Annotated in this window: 15 protein-coding genes and 1 pseudogene; 10 read left to right on the top strand and 6 right to left on the bottom strand. The window is 62.5% G+C overall.

Annotated elements, in window-relative coordinates:
• The first annotated feature begins 25 nt into the window (after positions 1–25).
• Together AC07W4_RS13045 and AC07W4_RS13040 are read left to right on the top strand one after the other, a co-directional pair.
• Positions 26–2,152 carry a TonB-dependent receptor family protein gene (locus AC07W4_RS13045; RefSeq protein WP_495032695.1) on the top strand — a complete coding sequence of 709 codons (2,127 nt, stop codon included), beginning with the start codon at positions 26–28 and terminating at the stop codon, positions 2,150–2,152.
• Positions 2,153–2,326: 174 nt separating this feature from the next.
• Positions 2,327–2,410, top strand: a pseudogene (locus tag AC07W4_RS13040) (ABC transporter permease); the annotation flags it as partial.
• A gap of 424 nt (positions 2,411–2,834) precedes the next feature.
• On the opposite strand, the gene AC07W4_RS13035 reads toward AC07W4_RS13040, so the two are convergent.
• The 4 genes from AC07W4_RS13035 to AC07W4_RS13020 all read right to left on the bottom strand — a co-directional run bounded on the left by AC07W4_RS13035 (position 2,835) and on the right by AC07W4_RS13020 (position 7,924).
• A complete protein-coding gene (locus AC07W4_RS13035) occupies positions 2,835–3,632 on the bottom strand; it encodes a transporter substrate-binding domain-containing protein (RefSeq protein ID WP_495032694.1) in 798 nt (265 codons plus the stop codon).
• A 79-nt stretch (positions 3,633–3,711) separates the two neighbouring features.
• Positions 3,712–4,881 (bottom strand): NAD(P)/FAD-dependent oxidoreductase, encoded by a 1,170-nt coding sequence (locus tag AC07W4_RS13030; RefSeq protein WP_495032693.1) that lies wholly within the window; start codon positions 4,879–4,881, stop codon positions 3,712–3,714.
• A gap of 4 nt (positions 4,882–4,885) precedes the next feature.
• Positions 4,886–6,541 carry an FAD-dependent oxidoreductase gene (locus AC07W4_RS13025; RefSeq protein ID WP_495032692.1) on the bottom strand — a complete coding sequence of 552 codons (1,656 nt, stop codon included), beginning with the start codon at positions 6,539–6,541 and terminating at the stop codon, positions 4,886–4,888.
• 36 nt (positions 6,542–6,577) lie between these two features.
• Positions 6,578–7,924: an NAD(P)/FAD-dependent oxidoreductase gene (locus AC07W4_RS13020; RefSeq protein ID WP_495032691.1), complete on the bottom strand. Its 1,347-nt coding sequence runs from the start codon at positions 7,922–7,924 to the stop codon at positions 6,578–6,580.
• A gap of 126 nt (positions 7,925–8,050) precedes the next feature.
• On the opposite strand from AC07W4_RS13020, the gene AC07W4_RS13015 reads away from it, so the two are divergent.
• Entirely contained in the window at positions 8,051–8,932 is an 882-nt protein-coding gene (locus tag AC07W4_RS13015) for a LysR family transcriptional regulator (protein ID WP_495032690.1), read from the top strand.
• 86 nt (positions 8,933–9,018) lie between these two features.
• On the opposite strand, the gene AC07W4_RS13010 is transcribed toward AC07W4_RS13015, so the two are convergent.
• Positions 9,019–9,849 (bottom strand): oxidoreductase, encoded by an 831-nt coding sequence (locus tag AC07W4_RS13010; protein ID WP_495032689.1) that lies wholly within the window; start codon positions 9,847–9,849, stop codon positions 9,019–9,021.
• Between the two features lie 130 nt (positions 9,850–9,979).
• Between AC07W4_RS13010 and AC07W4_RS13005 the strand changes: the two genes are divergently transcribed.
• From AC07W4_RS13005 to AC07W4_RS12990, 4 genes are all read left to right on the top strand, one after another.
• Entirely contained in the window at positions 9,980–10,891 is a 912-nt protein-coding gene (locus AC07W4_RS13005; RefSeq protein WP_495032688.1) for a LysR family transcriptional regulator, read from the top strand.
• A gap of 38 nt (positions 10,892–10,929) precedes the next feature.
• A complete protein-coding gene (locus tag AC07W4_RS13000) occupies positions 10,930–12,207 on the top strand; it encodes a peptidase MATCAP family protein (RefSeq protein WP_495032687.1) in 1,278 nt (425 codons plus the stop codon).
• A gap of 156 nt (positions 12,208–12,363) precedes the next feature.
• On the top strand, positions 12,364–13,902 hold the full coding sequence (locus tag AC07W4_RS12995; protein ID WP_495032686.1) for a DUF3300 domain-containing protein: 1,539 nt from the start codon (positions 12,364–12,366) through the stop codon (positions 13,900–13,902).
• Positions 13,903–13,982: 80 nt separating this feature from the next.
• On the top strand, positions 13,983–14,816 hold the full coding sequence (locus tag AC07W4_RS12990) for a DUF2950 domain-containing protein (protein WP_495032685.1): 834 nt from the start codon (positions 13,983–13,985) through the stop codon (positions 14,814–14,816).
• A gap of 42 nt (positions 14,817–14,858) precedes the next feature.
• On the opposite strand, the gene AC07W4_RS12985 is transcribed toward AC07W4_RS12990, so the two are convergent.
• Positions 14,859–15,362, bottom strand: coding sequence for a GNAT family N-acetyltransferase (locus AC07W4_RS12985; RefSeq protein WP_495032684.1), 504 nt, complete (start codon positions 15,360–15,362; stop codon positions 14,859–14,861).
• A gap of 159 nt (positions 15,363–15,521) precedes the next feature.
• Here AC07W4_RS12985 and AC07W4_RS12980 point away from each other — a divergent pair, with 159 nt between their 5' ends.
• The 3 genes from AC07W4_RS12980 to AC07W4_RS12970 are packed head-to-tail and all read left to right on the top strand — an operon-like array spanning position 15,522 to position 17,675.
• Entirely contained in the window at positions 15,522–15,869 is a 348-nt protein-coding gene (locus AC07W4_RS12980) for a metalloregulator ArsR/SmtB family transcription factor (RefSeq protein WP_008046432.1), read from the top strand.
• Between the two features lie 23 nt (positions 15,870–15,892).
• Positions 15,893–17,176, top strand: coding sequence for an arsenic transporter (locus tag AC07W4_RS12975; protein ID WP_008046431.1), 1,284 nt, complete (start codon positions 15,893–15,895; stop codon positions 17,174–17,176).
• Between the two features lie 28 nt (positions 17,177–17,204).
• Entirely contained in the window at positions 17,205–17,675 is a 471-nt protein-coding gene (locus AC07W4_RS12970) for an arsenate reductase ArsC (RefSeq protein WP_008046429.1), read from the top strand.
• The last annotated feature ends 3 nt before the right edge of the window (positions 17,676–17,678 follow it).

The following is a 17,678-nucleotide window of genomic DNA, read 5'->3' as shown; positions in this document are numbered from 1 at the left end:
TTTTCGTACGTCTGGAGTTTTCCCAATGCCCTCGCCTCATTCCTTGCCCGCTGCGCTGTTGGGCCTGGCCCTTGTTTGTCCGGCCATGACCGAGGCTCAGGGCCTGGAGCTGGGACAAGTACTGATCGGCGCCGAGGACCAGAGCGACGAAGACCAGGGGATCGAGGACGCCAAGGCCCGGCTGGCCCAGGTGCCCGGTGGCACCAACGTGGTCGACATGCGCCGTCCGTTGCAGGGCCGCGTGGCCAGCAATCAGGATGTACTGGCTTACCAGCCGGGGATATATGCCCAGTCGGCGGGCAACGAAGGGGTGAAGATCTCGATCCGCGGATCGGGCATCAACCGTGCACCGGGCGCCCATGCCTCGGGGCTGTACGCCATGCTCGACGGTCTGCCGCTGACCGGCCCCGGCGGCACGCCCTATGAACTGCTGGAACCGCTGTGGCTCGACCATGTGGAAGTACTGCGCGGCGCCAACGGTTTCGACCGGGGTGCCCTGGCCTTGGGCGGGGCCATCGATTACGTCAGCCATACCGGCTACGACGCGCCGAAGTTGCAGGTACGCTACGCAACGGGCAGTCACGGTTATCAGCAGCGCCAGGTCAGTTCCGGGCAGGTGCTCGGCACCTTCGATTACTACGTGGCCATGACCGACGCCAACGCCGACGGCTACCAGGACCACACGGCCAGCGAGAGCCAGGGGGTCATCGCCAACTTCGGTTATCGCTTGAACCCCAACCTGGAAACACGCTTCTACCTGCGCCACCGCCAGACCGACAACGACCTCGCGGGACGCGTGACCAAACACTCCATCGAGCACGACCCACGGGCGGCCAACCCGGCCTACGTGGCGCGGGACGACCGTCGCGACGAGCCGGGCAGCACCTTTATCGGCAACAAGACCACCTTCTACATCGATGACGATTCGAGCATCCAGACCGGCCTTGTCTACCACGACTATCCCATGGACCTGAGCGAGGGGCCCAACCGCCTGAAGGTGGCGTACACCGATGTCAGCGGCACGTTCGACTACAAGCGTCGCGACACGCTCTGGGGTCTGCAAAGCCAAAGTACCTTGGGCCTGCGAGTGACCAAACACCTGCCCAATGCCGGTGCCAGCGAGTTCGTGCGCATCCCCACCGGCAACACCGCCGGTTACGCACCGGGCACGCTGATTCGCAACTTCACCTACCAGGGCTCGGACACGGTCCTGCATGTGGGCAATGACCTGGAAATCGCCGACGACCTGTGGCTGACCACCGGCCTCGCCGCGATCTACACCCGCCGTGAAAGCGATGTCACCTACCCGCTGGAAGGTGGCAAGACCAGCCTGCACGACTGGGACTACGCTCCGCGCGTGGGCCTGCGCTACCAACTGACACCGGACCTGCAACTGTTCGGCAATCTCAGCCGCTCGGTCGAGGCACCGCACCCGTGGTCGCTGATCTATAGCTCGAACATCCGATTCCCCAAGGGCAGCGGCGTCGCCACGGGCGCCCAGCGCGAACCGGTCACGCTGCAAAACCAGACCGCCACCACCCTGGAAATCGGCGGGCGCGGTGACAGCACGCTGGGGCAGTGGAGCCTGGCCTGGTACTACGCCCAGGTGCGCCACGAACTGCTGTCGGTGCTGCCGGACGCCAATGCCACCACGCCCTACGAGCTCAATGCCAGCCCCACCGTGCACCAGGGCGTGGAAGCCAGCCTGCTGAGCCCCCTTTGGTCGCCGGAGGATGGCGGCCAATTGAGTCTGCGCCAGAGCTATACCTTCAGTGACTTCCACTACCGCGACGATGAACGCTTCGGCGACAACCGCCTGCCGGGCCTGCCGATGCACTATTACCAGGGCGAACTGCGCTACGACTGGCCACAAGGCTTTTTCGCCGCAGCCAACACGCAATGGGTGTCCAAAGCGGCGGTCGACTACGCCAACAGCTACTACGCCGATCCGTACGCCATATTCGGCGCCACACTGGGCTACAACGCCCCCAAGGGCGACTGGCAGACCTGGCTGGACCTGCGCAACCTGACCGACAAGCACTATGCCGCCACGGTCACGCCGGGTTACGACGACAAAGGGCTGGACGCGGCACGCTCCACCCCCGGCGAGGGCATGGCGATGTACGTCGGGGTGTCGTGGAGCCTGCTCTGAGATGAACCTCTACACGAACCTTGTAGGAGCTGCCGCAGGCTGCGATCTTTTGGCTTATAACGGGCCCAAATCAAGATCAAAAGATCGCAGCCTGCGGCAGCTCCTACAAGGGATCTATGGCAGATGTAAAAAAACGGCGCCCTGGGGCGCCGTTTTGCATTTTCACATCCCAGTGTGGGCATCGCCTTCATGGTGGTCGCGACCGCAGTGCTGTGGATCGGTTGTGCACGGTTGCTGGTCAGCGGACGCGGGATGCGCACCCTGTCGATGGGACTGATGACCGGCTGGACGCCGGATGTGTCGATGCAATCCGTCATCTGGGTCGGCTTCATCCAGGGCACCAGTCTGGGCATGCTGTTCGTGCCAATGACCACGGTGCCTTCGCGACCCTGCCCGCCTCCTTGCGCGCCGAAGGCACCGGGCTCTACAGTCTGTCGCGCAATGTCGGCTCCAGTGTCGGGATCTCCATCGTCACCGTGCTGCTGACCCAGAACATCCAGGCCAACCACGAGCAGATCGGCGCCTACGTCACACCCTTCAACCGGGCCTTCGACGCAGGGTCGATCAAGGACTACCTGGAAAGGCCCCGAAAGCCTTGGCCAATGAGGAACCGACACCGGTCATGGAGTAACCCGAGGGGCGCAAAGCAGCACCTATAGGGCCGCTTTGCGGCGCTCAGCCTTCACTCCGGCCACAAATCGATCGGGAAGTACTTCTGCGATATCTGCGTGTACTTGCCTGAATCATGCAATTGCGTCAGCGCCAGATCGATTCGCGTCTTGAGCTCGGTATCACTTTTGCGCAGGCCCGCCCCTACGCCCAGTCCATAGAGCAAGGGGTCCATCTTGACGCTGCCGGTGCCTTTCTCCTCGAACGTCGCCCCGTCAGCGGACTTCAGGAATTCGATGTCGCCAAGCTTGTCGAGGAACATGATGTCGATCCGGCCAGCCAGCAGGTCGGCATTGCAGTCGTCCTGCGTGTTGTAGATACGGATAGTCGAGGTGTTCCCGTAAGCGGAACGGATGAACTCGGCGTTGGTGGTCGAGCCCTGCACACCGATGGACTTGCCCGCCAGACCTTCTGGCGTGAGTGTCAGGTCGACGTTCTTCGCGGCGACAAAGATCCCCGTCGTTTCGTAGTATGGCCGCGAGAAGGCAATGACTTTCTGGCGTTCCGGACTGATCCCCATCGAGTTGAAGAGTACGTCGAACTTGTTGGAGAGCAGTGCGGGAATGATGCCGTCCCATGCCACTTCCCTGATCTCGCACTGGGCTTTCATTTGCTCGCAGAGCGCCCGGATCAGATCCGGCTCGAAGCCGGTGAATTGCCCGGTAGGTGTCTTGACCAGAAATGGCGGATACGGCTCGGCGGCCACCCCGAAACGCAGCGTTTCCTGTGCTGCACTGGCGAGCGTCGAAAAGGAACACAGCGTCATGCCGATTGAGGCCAGCAACGTCAGATTGCGGAATATTCGTTTCATGGTCGATCCTTTTTTTATCAGGAGGATAGTGACAAATAAACGGTCCAATTACGCGCAGCGACTTTCATCTCAACCTTGTTCATACCCCGGGAGCAGGCAATGGCAGCCAGCCCTGGATGGCTTGCCAGTCCCGCTCCAGGGCCGCAAAACGTGAGAGTGAAAACGTCGTCAGGTCCGCGAAACTGCACGTGCCGTCGACGACGAGATCGCGAATGGCATGACCGCTGGCCGGCGAGAGTCCGAAACCGACACCGGACAGTGTCGCAACGGTGACGTTATCCAGCCCCGCAGGACGATCGATGACAGGACGACCGTCCGGTGTGTTTTCGATGAACCCGGCCCAACTGCGAATCACGCGTTTATGCGCCACCTTGGGAAAGAGTTCGGCCAGTCGCCTGGCGATATTGCATTGCAGGGGCGTCGACTGCGGGCGAGTGCCGTGCAGATCGGCGAGCTCGACCCATTCGTGGGGGCCACCACCGTACGCCAGGTTGCCGCGCAGGGTTTGCCGGCCATACAGACCATTACCGTCCACACCGCCGACCTCAAGTAACGGCAGCGGCTCGGTGACGATCATCTCGGCACGCGCGGTCACCAGCGGAATATCGACGTCCAGTTGCGCCGCCAAGGCTCCGGTGTGCGGCCCCGCGGCAATCACCAGGTGGTCGCAGGTGATCAGGCCTTGTGCCGTGCGCACGCCCGTCACGCGCTCGCCGTGGCGTTCGATGGCAACGACGGGCGAGTGTTCGTTTATCCGGCCGCCGAGATTCTGCAGCGCCCACGCGTAAGCCTGCAGGGTACGGTGCGGGTTGGCGTGGCCGCCGAAATGGTAGTAATAGCCGGCCAACACGTTGTCACCGGCAAAGGGGACCAGCTCACGCACCTGTCGAGGGTCCAGCCGATCGGTACGCAAGCCGTACCAGGCGGCTTCGCCCACGACTTTTTCATCGAGCGCAATCTGCTGTTCGGTGAGGTCGATACTGATGCGGTCCGCACGATACTCGGTCGGATAGCCGAGCAGCTCATCGAGCATCGGCCAGAGCCGCTGTTCTTCGACAAACAGCGGACTGTGGTGATGCGAACAACCGCCGCCGTTACGTCCCGAGGCGCCCCAGCCAATCATGCCGGCTTCCAGGACCAACACATCGGCGCCATCGCGTGCCAGCCACCAGGCGGCACTCAATCCGGTCACACCGCCCCCGATGATCACCACGCTCGCACTGTTGGAGGACTTCTTGACTGTTTGCATGATGTCAGACCTCGTTAGACGTCGGAATGGAGTCAGGGCCCGCGTCTTGCGGGTGCCTGGCCGTGGTCTGTTGCCCGGTGCACAGCCAGAACGGCATCCACTGCGACGGCATGTCGAACCATGCATCCCAGCGACTGCGCATCTGCGGCGATTCCTCGATCTGGCCTGCCTGTTGCAGCGACAGTGGGCGGACCGGCGGACGAAACGAAGCCAGTGCAATGGCGTCAACACTCACGCCGGCGCCGATACCGAGCAGGCAAGCGACCTGCTCGCGGCAACGGCGGCCCTGGCACGGCCCCATGCAGGCACGTGTCAGACGCTTGGTCACATCCGGGTTGAGCGAACTGTTCTGCATCGTGCTGGCCAAGGCGGCATCGGCGGGTGCCCAGCCCAGGTATCGCGGCGGCTGTTGCGCCAGGATTTCGCTGGCCGTCACCTCCTCGCACTGGCAAACAAAGGGTTGGTTCTGCCCATGGATCGTGGACGCGAGCACCCACGCCGTGCGATAGGCGGCGATGTCGAAAACAGGCTCGTCAGGCACAACCGCCTCGTCGTGTCGGGCGATATCGATACCCAGTGCGGCAAGCGCCGTGTGTGCGGCGACTTGCCCTTCGTGTCGGGCAATACGCTCGTCGAGGCTTTTCGATGCCCAGACACCGGCGCAGTCGCCAGCTACCAGAACGAACGGCAACGAAGTGCGCTGTGCGCCGTCCGTGTCAGGAACATGGCCGCCGCGACTGGCTTGAAATGAAGCGCTGCACCCTGCTGCTTCGACCAGTTCGATCGATGGAATGGCCGCCACGCCCAGCAGTACCGTGTCGCATTCGATCTCTTGCACCGCCTCGCGCAGGTGGCGGCCCTGCGCGTCGACAGCGACAGCGGTAATCCGCCTGACACCGGATGCATCGCCGAGCGCCTCGCGCACGACATGCCCGGTCAAGACCCGGGCGCCCTGTTCGATCAGCAGGCCGAGCAGCGTTGCATCGCCGCTCACCTGCCCGGCCTGTTCAATGATTGCAGCAATCTGCACACCCCTGCCGAGCAGCGCATGGGCCGTCGCCAGCGCTTGTGTATCGCTGCCGACCAGCACGGCGCGCTTGCATTCCAGCGCCTGGTAAACCGTCGCCAGCCGATGAGCCGCGCTGACGCCCATGACGCCGGGGTGATGCCAACCGTCAAACGCGAGCCCCATGTCACGCCTTCCGGCGGCGACGATCACCTGCTTGAAACCCAGCAGGCAGGTGTTTTGCTCATCGGCCAGACCGGCGACGGCGCCCTCGATCCACGCTGTGGTGGGTTGTTGGGGAAACAGCCCCCAGACGGCCGTGCCCAGCCGCACATCGACACCGGCTTCAAGCGCCTCGGCAATCTCCGGGCGGGCGTCAAGGAGGGTCTGCAGCACACTGTTGCGATTGGCGACCGCAGCGCCCATTCTTGCGCCGAAATGCAGCGGCACCTCCTCGCCCATGGTTTCCAGGGGCACCGGATTTTCGTCCACCAGCGTGACGCGCAGGCCATGGCCGGCCGCGGTCAGGGCGGCAGCCAGCCCGGCGGGACCGGCGCCTACAATCAGAATGTCGGTCTGGTCGTTGATCGGCGGCGCCTTGCCTGCCACCGACGCGGGATCGTAGTAGGTGTTGGGTGCGAGAGGTTTTGTCACCGTGATGCCCTCCAAAGGCAGGCGCGTGGATATCGACTAGAACAGTGAAGATGGCGGCTTGACGTCACCCTCGGCGAACCGCGACAGACGCAGCTGGCGCATGTCCAGCCCCGGATCGCCCGAGTCGATCCAGTTCGCCAGGGTTTTGCCCACGATGGGCCCCATGGCAAAGCCGTGGCCGCAGAAGCCGGTGGCGACGGCGAGGCCGCGCGGCGACGTCTGCGCGTCGATGACCGGAATGCCGTCCGGCAGGACATCGATGCCGCCCGCCCAGCGGTCAACGATCTGCGTATTGATCTGCCCGGGGAACGCGGCCTTGAGCGCCCCCATGGCCGCTGCCAATCCTTTGTCGTTGGGCTTGATCAGCGGATTGCGCTGGTGAATCCCGGCGCCTGAGCGCGATGCTTGCGACCACGGCATGCGCTGGTGCAGGTCCGTCAGGCAGGCCCCATTGAGATTGAACCGGAAAGACTTACGGTGCGCCCACAGCGAAGGCGCATACCAATGCAGTGCGCGCAGATGGCCAAGCGTCATGTCGACGTCGACATGGGCGTCGTCCGCAATGTTGAAGCTGCCATCGATCCGTTGCCGAAACCCCACGCCGTTGGCAATCGTGGAAATGCCGCTCAGCGCAGGTCCCGGCGTGGTCCGCGCCACCGTCCCCCGGACCAGCTGCTGCGGCAGCGAGATACCCAGCAGTTTAAGCAGGCGGTATGAGGTGACACCGGCGGCGCACACCACGGTGTTCGCCTTCACGTAACCCCGTTCGGTTTCAACGCCCACGACCTGACCCGCGGCCACGTCGATACCTTTGGCACCGCACTGTTCGACGATGCACGCCCCCAGTTCCAGGGCGCGCCTGGCGAAGGCGCGAGCCACCAGCGTGGGCTCCGCCTGGCCATCGCTGGCCGTGAACAAACCACCCATTTGCGGCACGGCGTAACCCGGCAGTTTCTTTGTCACCTCACGCGCCGACAGCATGACGGTATCGACCGAAAAGCTGCGGGCGACCGTCAGCCAGGATTCGTAGCCGTCTCGTTCGGCCTCATTGCCCGCGACAAACAGACAGCCATCGTTGCGCCATCCCAGGTCGGCCTGGAGTTCGTGCTCCAGCGAGCGCCAGATGTTGATGCTGGCTTGCATCAGCGGCACTTCGGCCTCGTCACGGGATTGCTGGCGGACAAAGCCCCAGGCGCGGGACGATTGCTGACCCGCCAGGGTGCTTTTTTCCAGGACAATGACCCTGGCGCCCGCTTTGCTAAGGTAATACGCACACGCACAACCCATCAGGCCGCCGCCGATGATCGCCACGTCGACTTCACGGGGCAGGCGCTCGTGGCTGGATGCCGACACAGTGGCAAATACCGCTTCAGGTGAGTTCATAAGGGGGCCATCACATTGAGAATGACGCGTAGCGCGGCGTCGATGTTTCGGCTAAGAATGTGCCCCGATCATTCGAATGAACAGCGATGTATCTGCATTAATCCCATGTGAGGAACGCATAGAAACATGAGCCGCCAACTGCCATCGATCGAGCTATTGCAGGCATTTCTCACGGTTGCGAAAACGGGCAACTTTGGCAAGGCAGGTGAGCAGCTCAACCTCAGCCAAAGCGCGGTCAGCAGGCAGGTCGCGCAACTGGAGACGCGCCTGGACACCCGCCTGTTCGAGCGGCACACGCGCAAAATCGTGCTCACCGCCGAAGGCAGCGCGCTGGTGCCGGTTGCCGAGCAGGTCATTGGATTGCTCTCGGATGCGTCGCACATGCTCGCAACGGTGGGCAGAAGTGTCAGCCTGCGCGCCCATCCCACCATGGCGGCACGCTGGTTGATTCCGCGGCTGACCGCGTTTTATCAATTGCACCCCGAAGTGACCGTCAGCGTCGACACGGTGTATCACCGTTTTCCCGACTTTGCGTTTGAATCGATCGACGCCATGATCGCCTACGGAACAGCCACATGGCCCGACTTCGAAGTGTTGGAGCTCTGGGAGGAAGAACTGATTCCGGTGTGCTCACCGGCATTGCTCGCCGGGACGACCCCGCAAGCGGTACTCAAGAGTGCGCGGCTGGTGGACTCGAGCATGGATCGTCTGGACTGGCGTCGCTGGGAAGAGTACTACCCTGGTTCAACCGGGGGCGACAACGCTCACCTGACGTTCGATACGCTTGAGTCCGCCATCGTCGCCGTGAAATGCGGCCAGGGCATCGCGCTCGTGGACGCCGTGCTCACCCGCGATGAATTGCTCACCGGGCAACTGACACGCGTGCACGACGGTCGCATCGTTACCGGCGGTCGATACACCTTGGTCTACCCCAAGCGAGTGAAGCATTCGAGCGGCTTTTGCGAGTTCCTCGACTGGCTGCAGCAAGTCGCGGTCGACATGGGTTAGAAGCCTTCATTGCATTGAAAGTTATCACGGTCAATGCAACAACCGGGACCCGCCCGGTGTTGCAAGACACCCGCAAAGACCTGGATTCAAACCTCGAAGTCTGTGGACAGCGCCAACGCTTTCCATTCAGTCAGTTCTGCCTCCACCAAGCGGTTTTTCGCCTCGATGCGTGCAACAGTGTCGCTGCCCAGCGCCAGGCGTTGTGGCGGTTTCGAGGCGTTGACCAGCGCGAGCATCGCTTCGGCAAACTTCACCGGATCGCCAGGCTGCGCATGGTTGGCGCCTTCGGCAAACTGGCGCATCTTGCCGACGGTTTCCTCGTAGTCCGGCAGTTCCAGGGCGGTCTTGATCAGCGACTGCTCGTCCAGGAAGTCGGTGCGGAAGAACCCGGGTTCGACAACCGTCGCATGGATGCCCAGAGGCGCCAGCTCCTGATGCAGCGCTTCGGTAATGCCCTCCACCGCAAACTTGGTGGAACCGTAGACGCCCCAGCCCATGTAGGCCTGATAGCCGCCGATCGACGAGATATTGATCACATGACCACAACGCTGGCGACGCATGTGCGGCAGTACCGCGCGGGTGACGTTGAGCACGCCGAACACGTTGGTGGCGAACAGGCGCTGCGTTTCGCTGGCACTGGTCTCTTCCACCGCGCCCAGCACGCCGAAACCGGCATTGTTGATCAGCACATCAATGCGCCCGAAACGCTTGATGCCTTCGGCAACCGCCTGATGCGCCTCTTCCTCGCGGGTGACGTCCAGCCGCACGGCCAAAAGGTTCGGGTGATCGCCCAGGCGATCGGTGATGTCTTGTGGTTTGCGGGCGGTGGCAATGACCGCGTCGCCGGCACGCAGGGCGTGTTCTGCGATGAGGGTGCCAAAACCACGGGAAGCGCCAGTAATGAACCAGGTACGCATTTCAACTCCTCCTGTCAGCGACCCGAGCGTTGTTGCCGGGCCTTCTCGATGAGTTGATGCCACTTTAAGGCTGTGCTACTGATGTGATAATCCCAGCAATTTTGCATGACTTTGTGAAAGGCACTCACAAATGAAATCCCCCTCCACCGCCGACCTGTCGATCTTCCTGTGCATCGCCCGGCACCTGAACTTCAGCCGGGCAGCGGTCGAACTGGGTCTGACGCCCTCGGCACTCAGTCACTCATTGCGAGCTCTGGAGAATCGCCTGGGCGTACGCCTGTTCAATCGCACAACACGCAGCGTGGCGTTGACTGACGCCGGAGAACGACTTTTCGTACGGCTCAAACCGGTCTTCCGAGACATCGATGATGCCTTGGAAGACCTTAATAGCTTTCGCGACAAGCCCTCAGGGAACCTGCGCATAACAGCAGGCCGACAGGCGTGTGAGTTGGTGCTCTTGCCGATTGTCAGCCAATTCCTCAAGGAGTATCCGGATATCCGCCTTGAGATCGTCGAAAGCGACGCGTTGGTCGACGTGGTGGCTGGCGGTTTTGATGCGGGGGTACGTTTCGGCAGCCGTCTGGAAGCCGACATGGTCTCGCGGCCTATCGGGCCGAACATGCGCTCGGTGGTCGTGGGCTCGCCGGCATTCTTCGAGCGAAATGCCGCCCCCCGAAAACCCGAGGACTTGCATGGCATCCCGTGCATCCGCCATCGCTTCCCCAGCGGCTCGATGTACCGCTGGGAATTCGAACGCGGCGCGATCACCCAGGAAATCGACGTCAGCGGCCCGCTCACGCTCGGCGATGTCAGCCTGATGATCGGCCCGGCGTTGCAAGGTGTGGGTCTGGCCTACGTGTTCGAGGACATGGTCACCGCGTACCTGGCCGATGGCCGCTTGATCCAGGTACTGGCCGATTGGTGCCCCTTTTACCCGGGCCTGCACCTGTATTACCCCAGCCGCCGTCATGTGCCCGCAGCGCTCAAGGCCTTCATCGACTTTGCCCGTACGGATCAACACGCAACCGCCCGCGACGACTAAGCTTTTGTAACGTCACCTCGTCCCTCAAGGAGCTATCCATGAGCGCCGCCGCCCTGTCCGAACTCGATGCCGCCCTGCCCGGCCTGACCCGCAAGATTCGCGTGCTCGATGCCCTGTCCTGGCCGGATGGCGTCGAGGAAGACTTCCTGGCCAAATGGCGCGGCGGACGGGCCGAGTTACCCAGGGTCGAGTTGCAACCCTGCGACCACAGCGCCGACATCGCCGCCCTGGAAAGCTTTATCAGCCATTGCGATGTGGGGCATCCGGCCGGAAATTTCCTCGCCATGACCGCCCGTAGCTATGCCACGGCCGGACACATGCTGGGGGCCATCGGCACTCCCGCCTTTACCCAATATTCGTCAGCGCTGTACCGCCGTCCGGACTTCTACTACACGCGCTTGCAACTGAGCATGCTCGACGCGGCCCGGTTCTTCCTCAAGACCACCGATGCCCTGCTGGGCGGTGCGCGAATTCCACCCTGCCCGGCCGAGATCCCGGCCAAGGCGTTCGCCGCCTGGATTCAACCGGAACTGGACCGCTTCTTCGGCGTCGGACAGATCACGGTCGTGCTCGATCCGAACCTGGCCGCCAAGGCCATCGCCGGATCGAGCCGCATTCGCCTGCGGGCCAGCGCGCTGTTCTCGGAGCTGGACAAGCATCAGCTGTTGCAACACGAGGCCTTCGTGCATGTCGCCACCGCACAGAACGGTGCGCGCCAACCCAACCTGACAAGCCTGGGCCTGGGGGCGCCCCGCACGACCCAGACCCAGGAAGGCATTGCCACCCTGGCCGAACTGTTCACCGGCAGCATGGACATCAACCGCCTGCGTCGCCTGGCCCTGCGCGTGCTCGCCGTCCAGCAGGCGCTGGAGGGTGCCGACTTCATCCAGGTGTTCGAAGGTTTTCTGGCGGCCGGACAGTCAGAAGAGGAATCCTTCCGCTCGACCCAACGGGTGTTCCGCGGCGCCGACCTGCGGGGCGGTTCGGCGTTCACCAAGGACGCCGCTTACCTGACCGGGCTGCTCGGCGTCCACACCTTGCTGCGCATTGCAATCCGCGATAACCGGCCGGAACTGGTGGGGCATCTGTTTGCCGGGCGACTCAGCCTGGCCGACACCGTGCGCCTGGCGCCACTGTTCGAGTCCGGTTGGCTCAAGAGGCCGGTCTATCTTCCCGCCTGGGCCAGCGACCTGCGCCTGCTGGCCGCCAACCTGGCCTTCTCGGCGTTCATCGCCCGGATCAAGCTGGATGTGCTGGACCTGAAGGTGTTCATGGCATTCGCCGAAGAACACGAAAGTGATGCCAGTGCCCAGTGATCGAGGCGCAATTTTACGGGCAGCCTTGACTCTTCGAATCAACTGCTACCATTAGGAAGCGGTGCCAAAGCCGGGCTCTGTGGCTTGCAAAGACGGCTTTGACTGCCAGAGGTTGACCCACTCATTTCAAGCCTGCCTGACCCCATGGGGGTTGCAATGCACAATCCATTACTTTACGCGTTGTCGGCCTTTCTGCTCTTGAGCGGATCGCCCTGCCTGGCACTGGGTACGGATGGAACCGCTACCGCACCGGCCCCGGCGCCCGCCGCCGCTGCACCGGCAAGCGCAGCCACTACAGCGCCCGCCGCCCCGGTGGCCAAGGATCCGGTGTTTACCCAGGAACAGCTGGATCAGATGCTGGCGCCCATTGCGCTTTACCCGGACCCCCTGTTTGCACAGGTGCTGATGGCCACCACCTATCCCGGGGAAGTCGGCGAGGCAGTCAACTGGTCCAAAGCCCACCCGGACGCCAAGGGTGACGATGCGGTCAAACAGGTGGCGAACCAGCCCTGGGATCCGAGCGTGCAGGCACTGGTCGCCTTCCCGCAGGTTCTGGCAATGCTGGGACAGGATCCCGTCTGGGTCCAGCGCCTGGGGGATGCCTTCCTGGCGCAGCCCGACGATGTCATGGAAAGCGCGCAACGCTTGCGTCGCCAGGCCCAGGCAGCCGGCAATCTGCAGAGCAACCAGTATCAGAACGTGACGATCCAGAATGTCGCGGCGCCAGCGCCAGAGACCACGACTGCGGCACCGGCTCCAGCCCCTGAAGCGGCCCCGGCCGGCAACTCCACCATCATCATCCAGCCTGCCGATCCGCAGGTGGTGTACGTCCCCACCTATAACCCCACAACCACCTACGGCACCTGGGCCTACCCGGCGTCACCGCCCGTGTACTACCCACCGCCACCGGCCTATTACCCTGGTCAGGCCCTGATGGCCGGGCTCGCGTTCGGTGCCGGTGTAGCGATCATTGGATCGTTGTGGGGTGAATGTGACTGGGGCAATAACGACGTCGACATCGACGTCAATCGCTACAACAACATCAACGCCAACAACCGGATCACCAACAACAAATGGCAGCACAATCCGGTGCATCGCAATGGCGTGCCCTATCGAGACAATGCGAGCCGCGCACAGTACGGCCGACAACTGAACGGCTCCAATCAGCGGCAAGCCTATCGCGGAGAGAATACCCAGCGCGCCCAAGCCCGTGAAAATGCCCGCACCTCAATGGACAAGCACGGTATCGAACGACCAGCCACCAGCAACCGCGAAGCCCGTGATCAAACGCGCAAACTCCAGTCCGGAACCGCAGGCGGCGATCGGCTGCAGGCCGGTGCGGACAGACCCAAGGCCGTTGACAGAAGCCAGGGCACGGCCAGAAACACCCGGGACAATCAACAGCCCAGGAGGGAGACCCAGCAGGCCAGGAACCAGAGTGCCCAGACGAATCAGCGCAGAGAAGGCTCCGCTCAGACGCGGCAAGCGACGAGTAAACGCCCCGCCGCCAGTGCCGGTAGTGCCCGCAACAATGCGTTCGCCGGCGCACGCTCGCCGTCACAGGCCAACGTCCAGGCCAATCGTGGCCGGGCCAGCCAGGCATCCGCCCAACGCCCCAGTGCCTCGCGATCGGGCGGTCACCAGGTCAACCGGCCGTCCAATCCACCAGCGCGTCAAAGGGGGGGCCGTCGTTGAAAAACCATCCTCGATTGAAGGGACTCACGGGTTTGCTCCCTCATGTCCTGGTTATAGCCGCCGGGTTGTCGTGGTCGTGCATGGCGACGGCACAGCAGGCCTTTCCAACGCCAGAAAAGGCAGCAGAAGCCTTTGTCGAAGCACTGGGTACCGAACACTCCGACCAAGCACGCCTGACCGAACTGCTGGGCAGCGACTGGCACAGCTACATCCCCCGCGAAGGCGTGCAGCGCGAAGATGTGGATGCGTTCTTGCAGCAATACCGCGAGCAACACCACATTGAAAACACCAGCGACCGCAAGGCCATCCTGGCGGTTGGCAGTGAGAACTGGACGCTGCCCATCCCCATGACCAAGGCCGCGGACGGTTGGCGTTTCGACATGAAGGCCGGCAGTACCGAGATCCGTGCCCGTCAAATCGGCCGCAATGAACTTGCCGCGGTGCAATCGGTACTGGCCTATCACGACGCCCAGATGGACTATGCGTCGGTGGATCGTGACGATGATGGCGCACTCGAGTATGCGCAGAAAATCTTCAGCACCCCCGGCAAGCACGACGGACTCTATTGGGCCGAAGACGACAGCGGCCAGATCAGCCCGTTGGGGCCTTCGTTCGGCAAAGCCATTGCCGACGAAGAATGGCACGGCTACCGCTTCCGCATCCTTCATGGCCAGGGTCCTTCGGCACCGGGTGGCGCCTACAGCTACCTGATCGGCGACAAGATGAGCCGCGGCTTTGCGCTCATCGCCTGGCCGGCGAAGTACGACGACACCGGCGTGATGAGTTTCATGATCAGCCATGAAGGCCAGGTGTTCGAGAAAGACCTGGGGCCCGAGAGTGAAAAACTGGCGCTGGCGATGAAGCGCTTTGATCCGGATGACAGCTGGAAAGAGGTGCCTGAAGATCAGGAGTAGCAGGCATGACCTGCTACAAGCCTGCAGAACGGTTGAAAGCCGTTATCTGATCGACAGGACGAACCGGTCTTCGTCCCCCGTGTTGTCGTTGCAGGAGGGTTGCTCAAGCTTGAATCCGCACCGATCCAGTACCTTTCTGGAGCCGGCGTTTTCCTTGAAGGCATACGCAACCAGTTGCACAAGCCCCCAGCGCATCCGCGCCTCCTGGATCAGGTGCCTCAGCGCCAGTGTCGCCAGCCCTTGGCCGCTTGCGCACTCAGCAATCCGATAGCCGACTTCAGCGGAACGGGTCGATGAGTCGATGCTTTTCAGATTGGCTCGACCGACGATCCTCTGGCTGCAATCCTCGATGACAAAGGGGTGCCAGGCACCAATGGCGAAATCGGACAAATAGCTTTCGATATGATCGGCGACACCCTGCAACGAGTAAAAAGCAGGGGCGCGCGCATCGATATGGGATTCGAACCATTCACGGTTCTGGGTTTCGAACGCCAGCAACGCTTGAGCGTCAGTCACTTTCAACTCGCGTACGCTAAATGATTCCATTCATCACCTCTCCTGTGCCTTTTGCCGAATTGGCTCGAGTCTATCCCATACCTGAACAACCTGGCCGGGCCGAGACTTGCCCTTTTCAGGCCCGAGCGGCTTGCACTACACATATGGAAAAACGTATATTCGAATAACCATATGTATCGAGCCACGCCAATGCTCAATCCTGCCGCCGTATTCAAATGCCTGTCCGACGAAACCCGCGCCCGGGCCACCTTGCTCATCACGCGTGAAGGCGAGTTATGCGTGTGTGAACTGGTCTGCGCCCTGGACGACAGTCAGCCCAAAATTTCCCGCCATCTTGCCCAGCTTCGAGGTTGCGGCCTGCTTCTCGACCGCCGCCAGGGGCAGTGGGTGTATTACCGGCTCAACCCTGATCTGCCCGGGTGGGTTCGCGACGTTCTCGAGACAACCTTGCTGGCAAACGCCGACTGGCTTGCGAACGACAGCACCCGCCTTGCCGCGATGGGCGACCGTCCGCTCAACACTTCCGCCTGCTGCTGACCCTCCATTCATCGAGACTTCGCATGCTTACTGCGTTTAGCATTTTCCTGCTCACCATGGTGTTGGTCATCTGGCAACCCAAAGGCCTGGGCGTCGGCTGGAGCGCCTCCCTGGGCGCCATCCTGGCCCTGCTGGCAGGTGTCGTGACACTGAACGATATTCCACTGGTGTGGGCCATTGTCTGGAACGCCACCGCGACCTTCATTTCGCTGATCATCATCAGTCTGCTGCTCGATGAGGCCGGGTTTTTCCAGTGGGCGGCCTTGCATGTGGCGCGCTGGGCCAAGGGCGACGGACGGCGCCTGTTCGTATTCACGATACTGCTGGGGGCCGGTGTATCCGCCCTGTTTGCCAACGACGGTGCAGCCCTGATCCTGACCCCCATCGTTGTTTCAATACTGCTCGCACTGCGTTTTTCGCCAGCCTCTACCCTGGCGTTCGTCATGGCGGCCGGCTTTATCGCCGACACGGCGAGCCTGCCCCTGGTGGTGTCCAACCTCGTCAATATCGTTTCGGCCGACTACTTCGACCTGGGCTTCAGCGAGTACGCCGCCATCATGGTGCCGGTCAACTTCGTTGCCGTGGCGACCACCCTCGTGGTGCTGTACCGGTTTTTCCGCCGCGACATCCCCAGGCACTACGCTCTCGATGACGTGATGGATCCGCGACGCGCCGTGCGTGATCCCCTGACTTTCCGCGTCGGCTGGATGGTCCTGGCTCTGTTGCTGATCGGGCTGTTTGCGCTGGAACCCTTGGGCATTCCGGTCAGCGTAATCGCAGCGGTCTGTGCCGCGATGCTGTTCGCCGTGGCGGCGCGTGGGCATGTGATTTCAACGCGACGGGTGCTGCGCGAGGCGCCCTGGCAAGTCGTGATTTTTTCGCTGGGCATGTACCTGGTGGTGTACGGGCTGAAAAACGCCGGGCTGACCACCTACATGACCATGGCCCTGAACCGCATGGCCGAATTCGGCATCTGGGGCGCCGCGCTGGGCACTGGCCTGCTCACGGCCTTGCTGTCATCGGGCATGAACAACATGCCGACGGTGCTGGTCGGTGCCCTGTCGATCCAGGCCAGCGACGCCACCGGTGTGGTGCGTGAGGCCATGATCTACGCCAATGTCATCGGCTCTGACCTGGGCCCCAAGATCACCCCCATCGGCAGCCTGGCCACCTTGCTCTGGCTGCATGTCCTGGAGCGCAAGGGCATCCGCATTACCTGGGGTTACTACTTCAAGGTCGGCGTGGTCCTGACGCTGCCGATTCTGTTCATCACCTTGTCTGCCCTGGCCCTGCGCCTGAGCGTCTAGCCCTGTGCGACTGCAAAGAGGAGTCACCATGCGCGTTCTGTTTATGTGTACCGCCAATAGCTGTCGCAGCATCCTGTCCGAAGCGATGTTCAACCATCTCGCCCCCGAAGGTTTTGAGGCGGTCAGCGCCGGTAGCTTCCCCAAGGGCCAGGTGCTGCCCCGCAGCCTGAGCACGTTGCAAGAGGCCGGTATCGCCATCGACGGTTTGAGCAGCAAAGGCAATGAAGCTTTCGAAGCCAACCCGCCGGACATCGTCATTACGGTCTGCGACAAGGCCGCCGGCGAGGCGTGCCCCGTATACTTCGGGCCGGCACTGAAAGCTCATTGGGGCCTGGAAGACCCATCGGACATACAGGGCGATGAAGCGACGGTATCGGCGGCGTTCCACTCAACCCTGGCGCGCATCGAAACGCGCTGCCGGGCATTGCTCGACCTGCCTTTTGCACAACTTGACCGCGATGCGCTGAAGCGGGAACTCGACCGCATCGGCACGCTTTGACCG

This window comes from Pseudomonas sp. GW821-FHT02A08 (assembly GCF_059422045.1).
The sequence above is the reverse complement of the archived record's forward strand: the minus strand, read 5'-3'. Positions and strand labels throughout refer to the sequence as shown.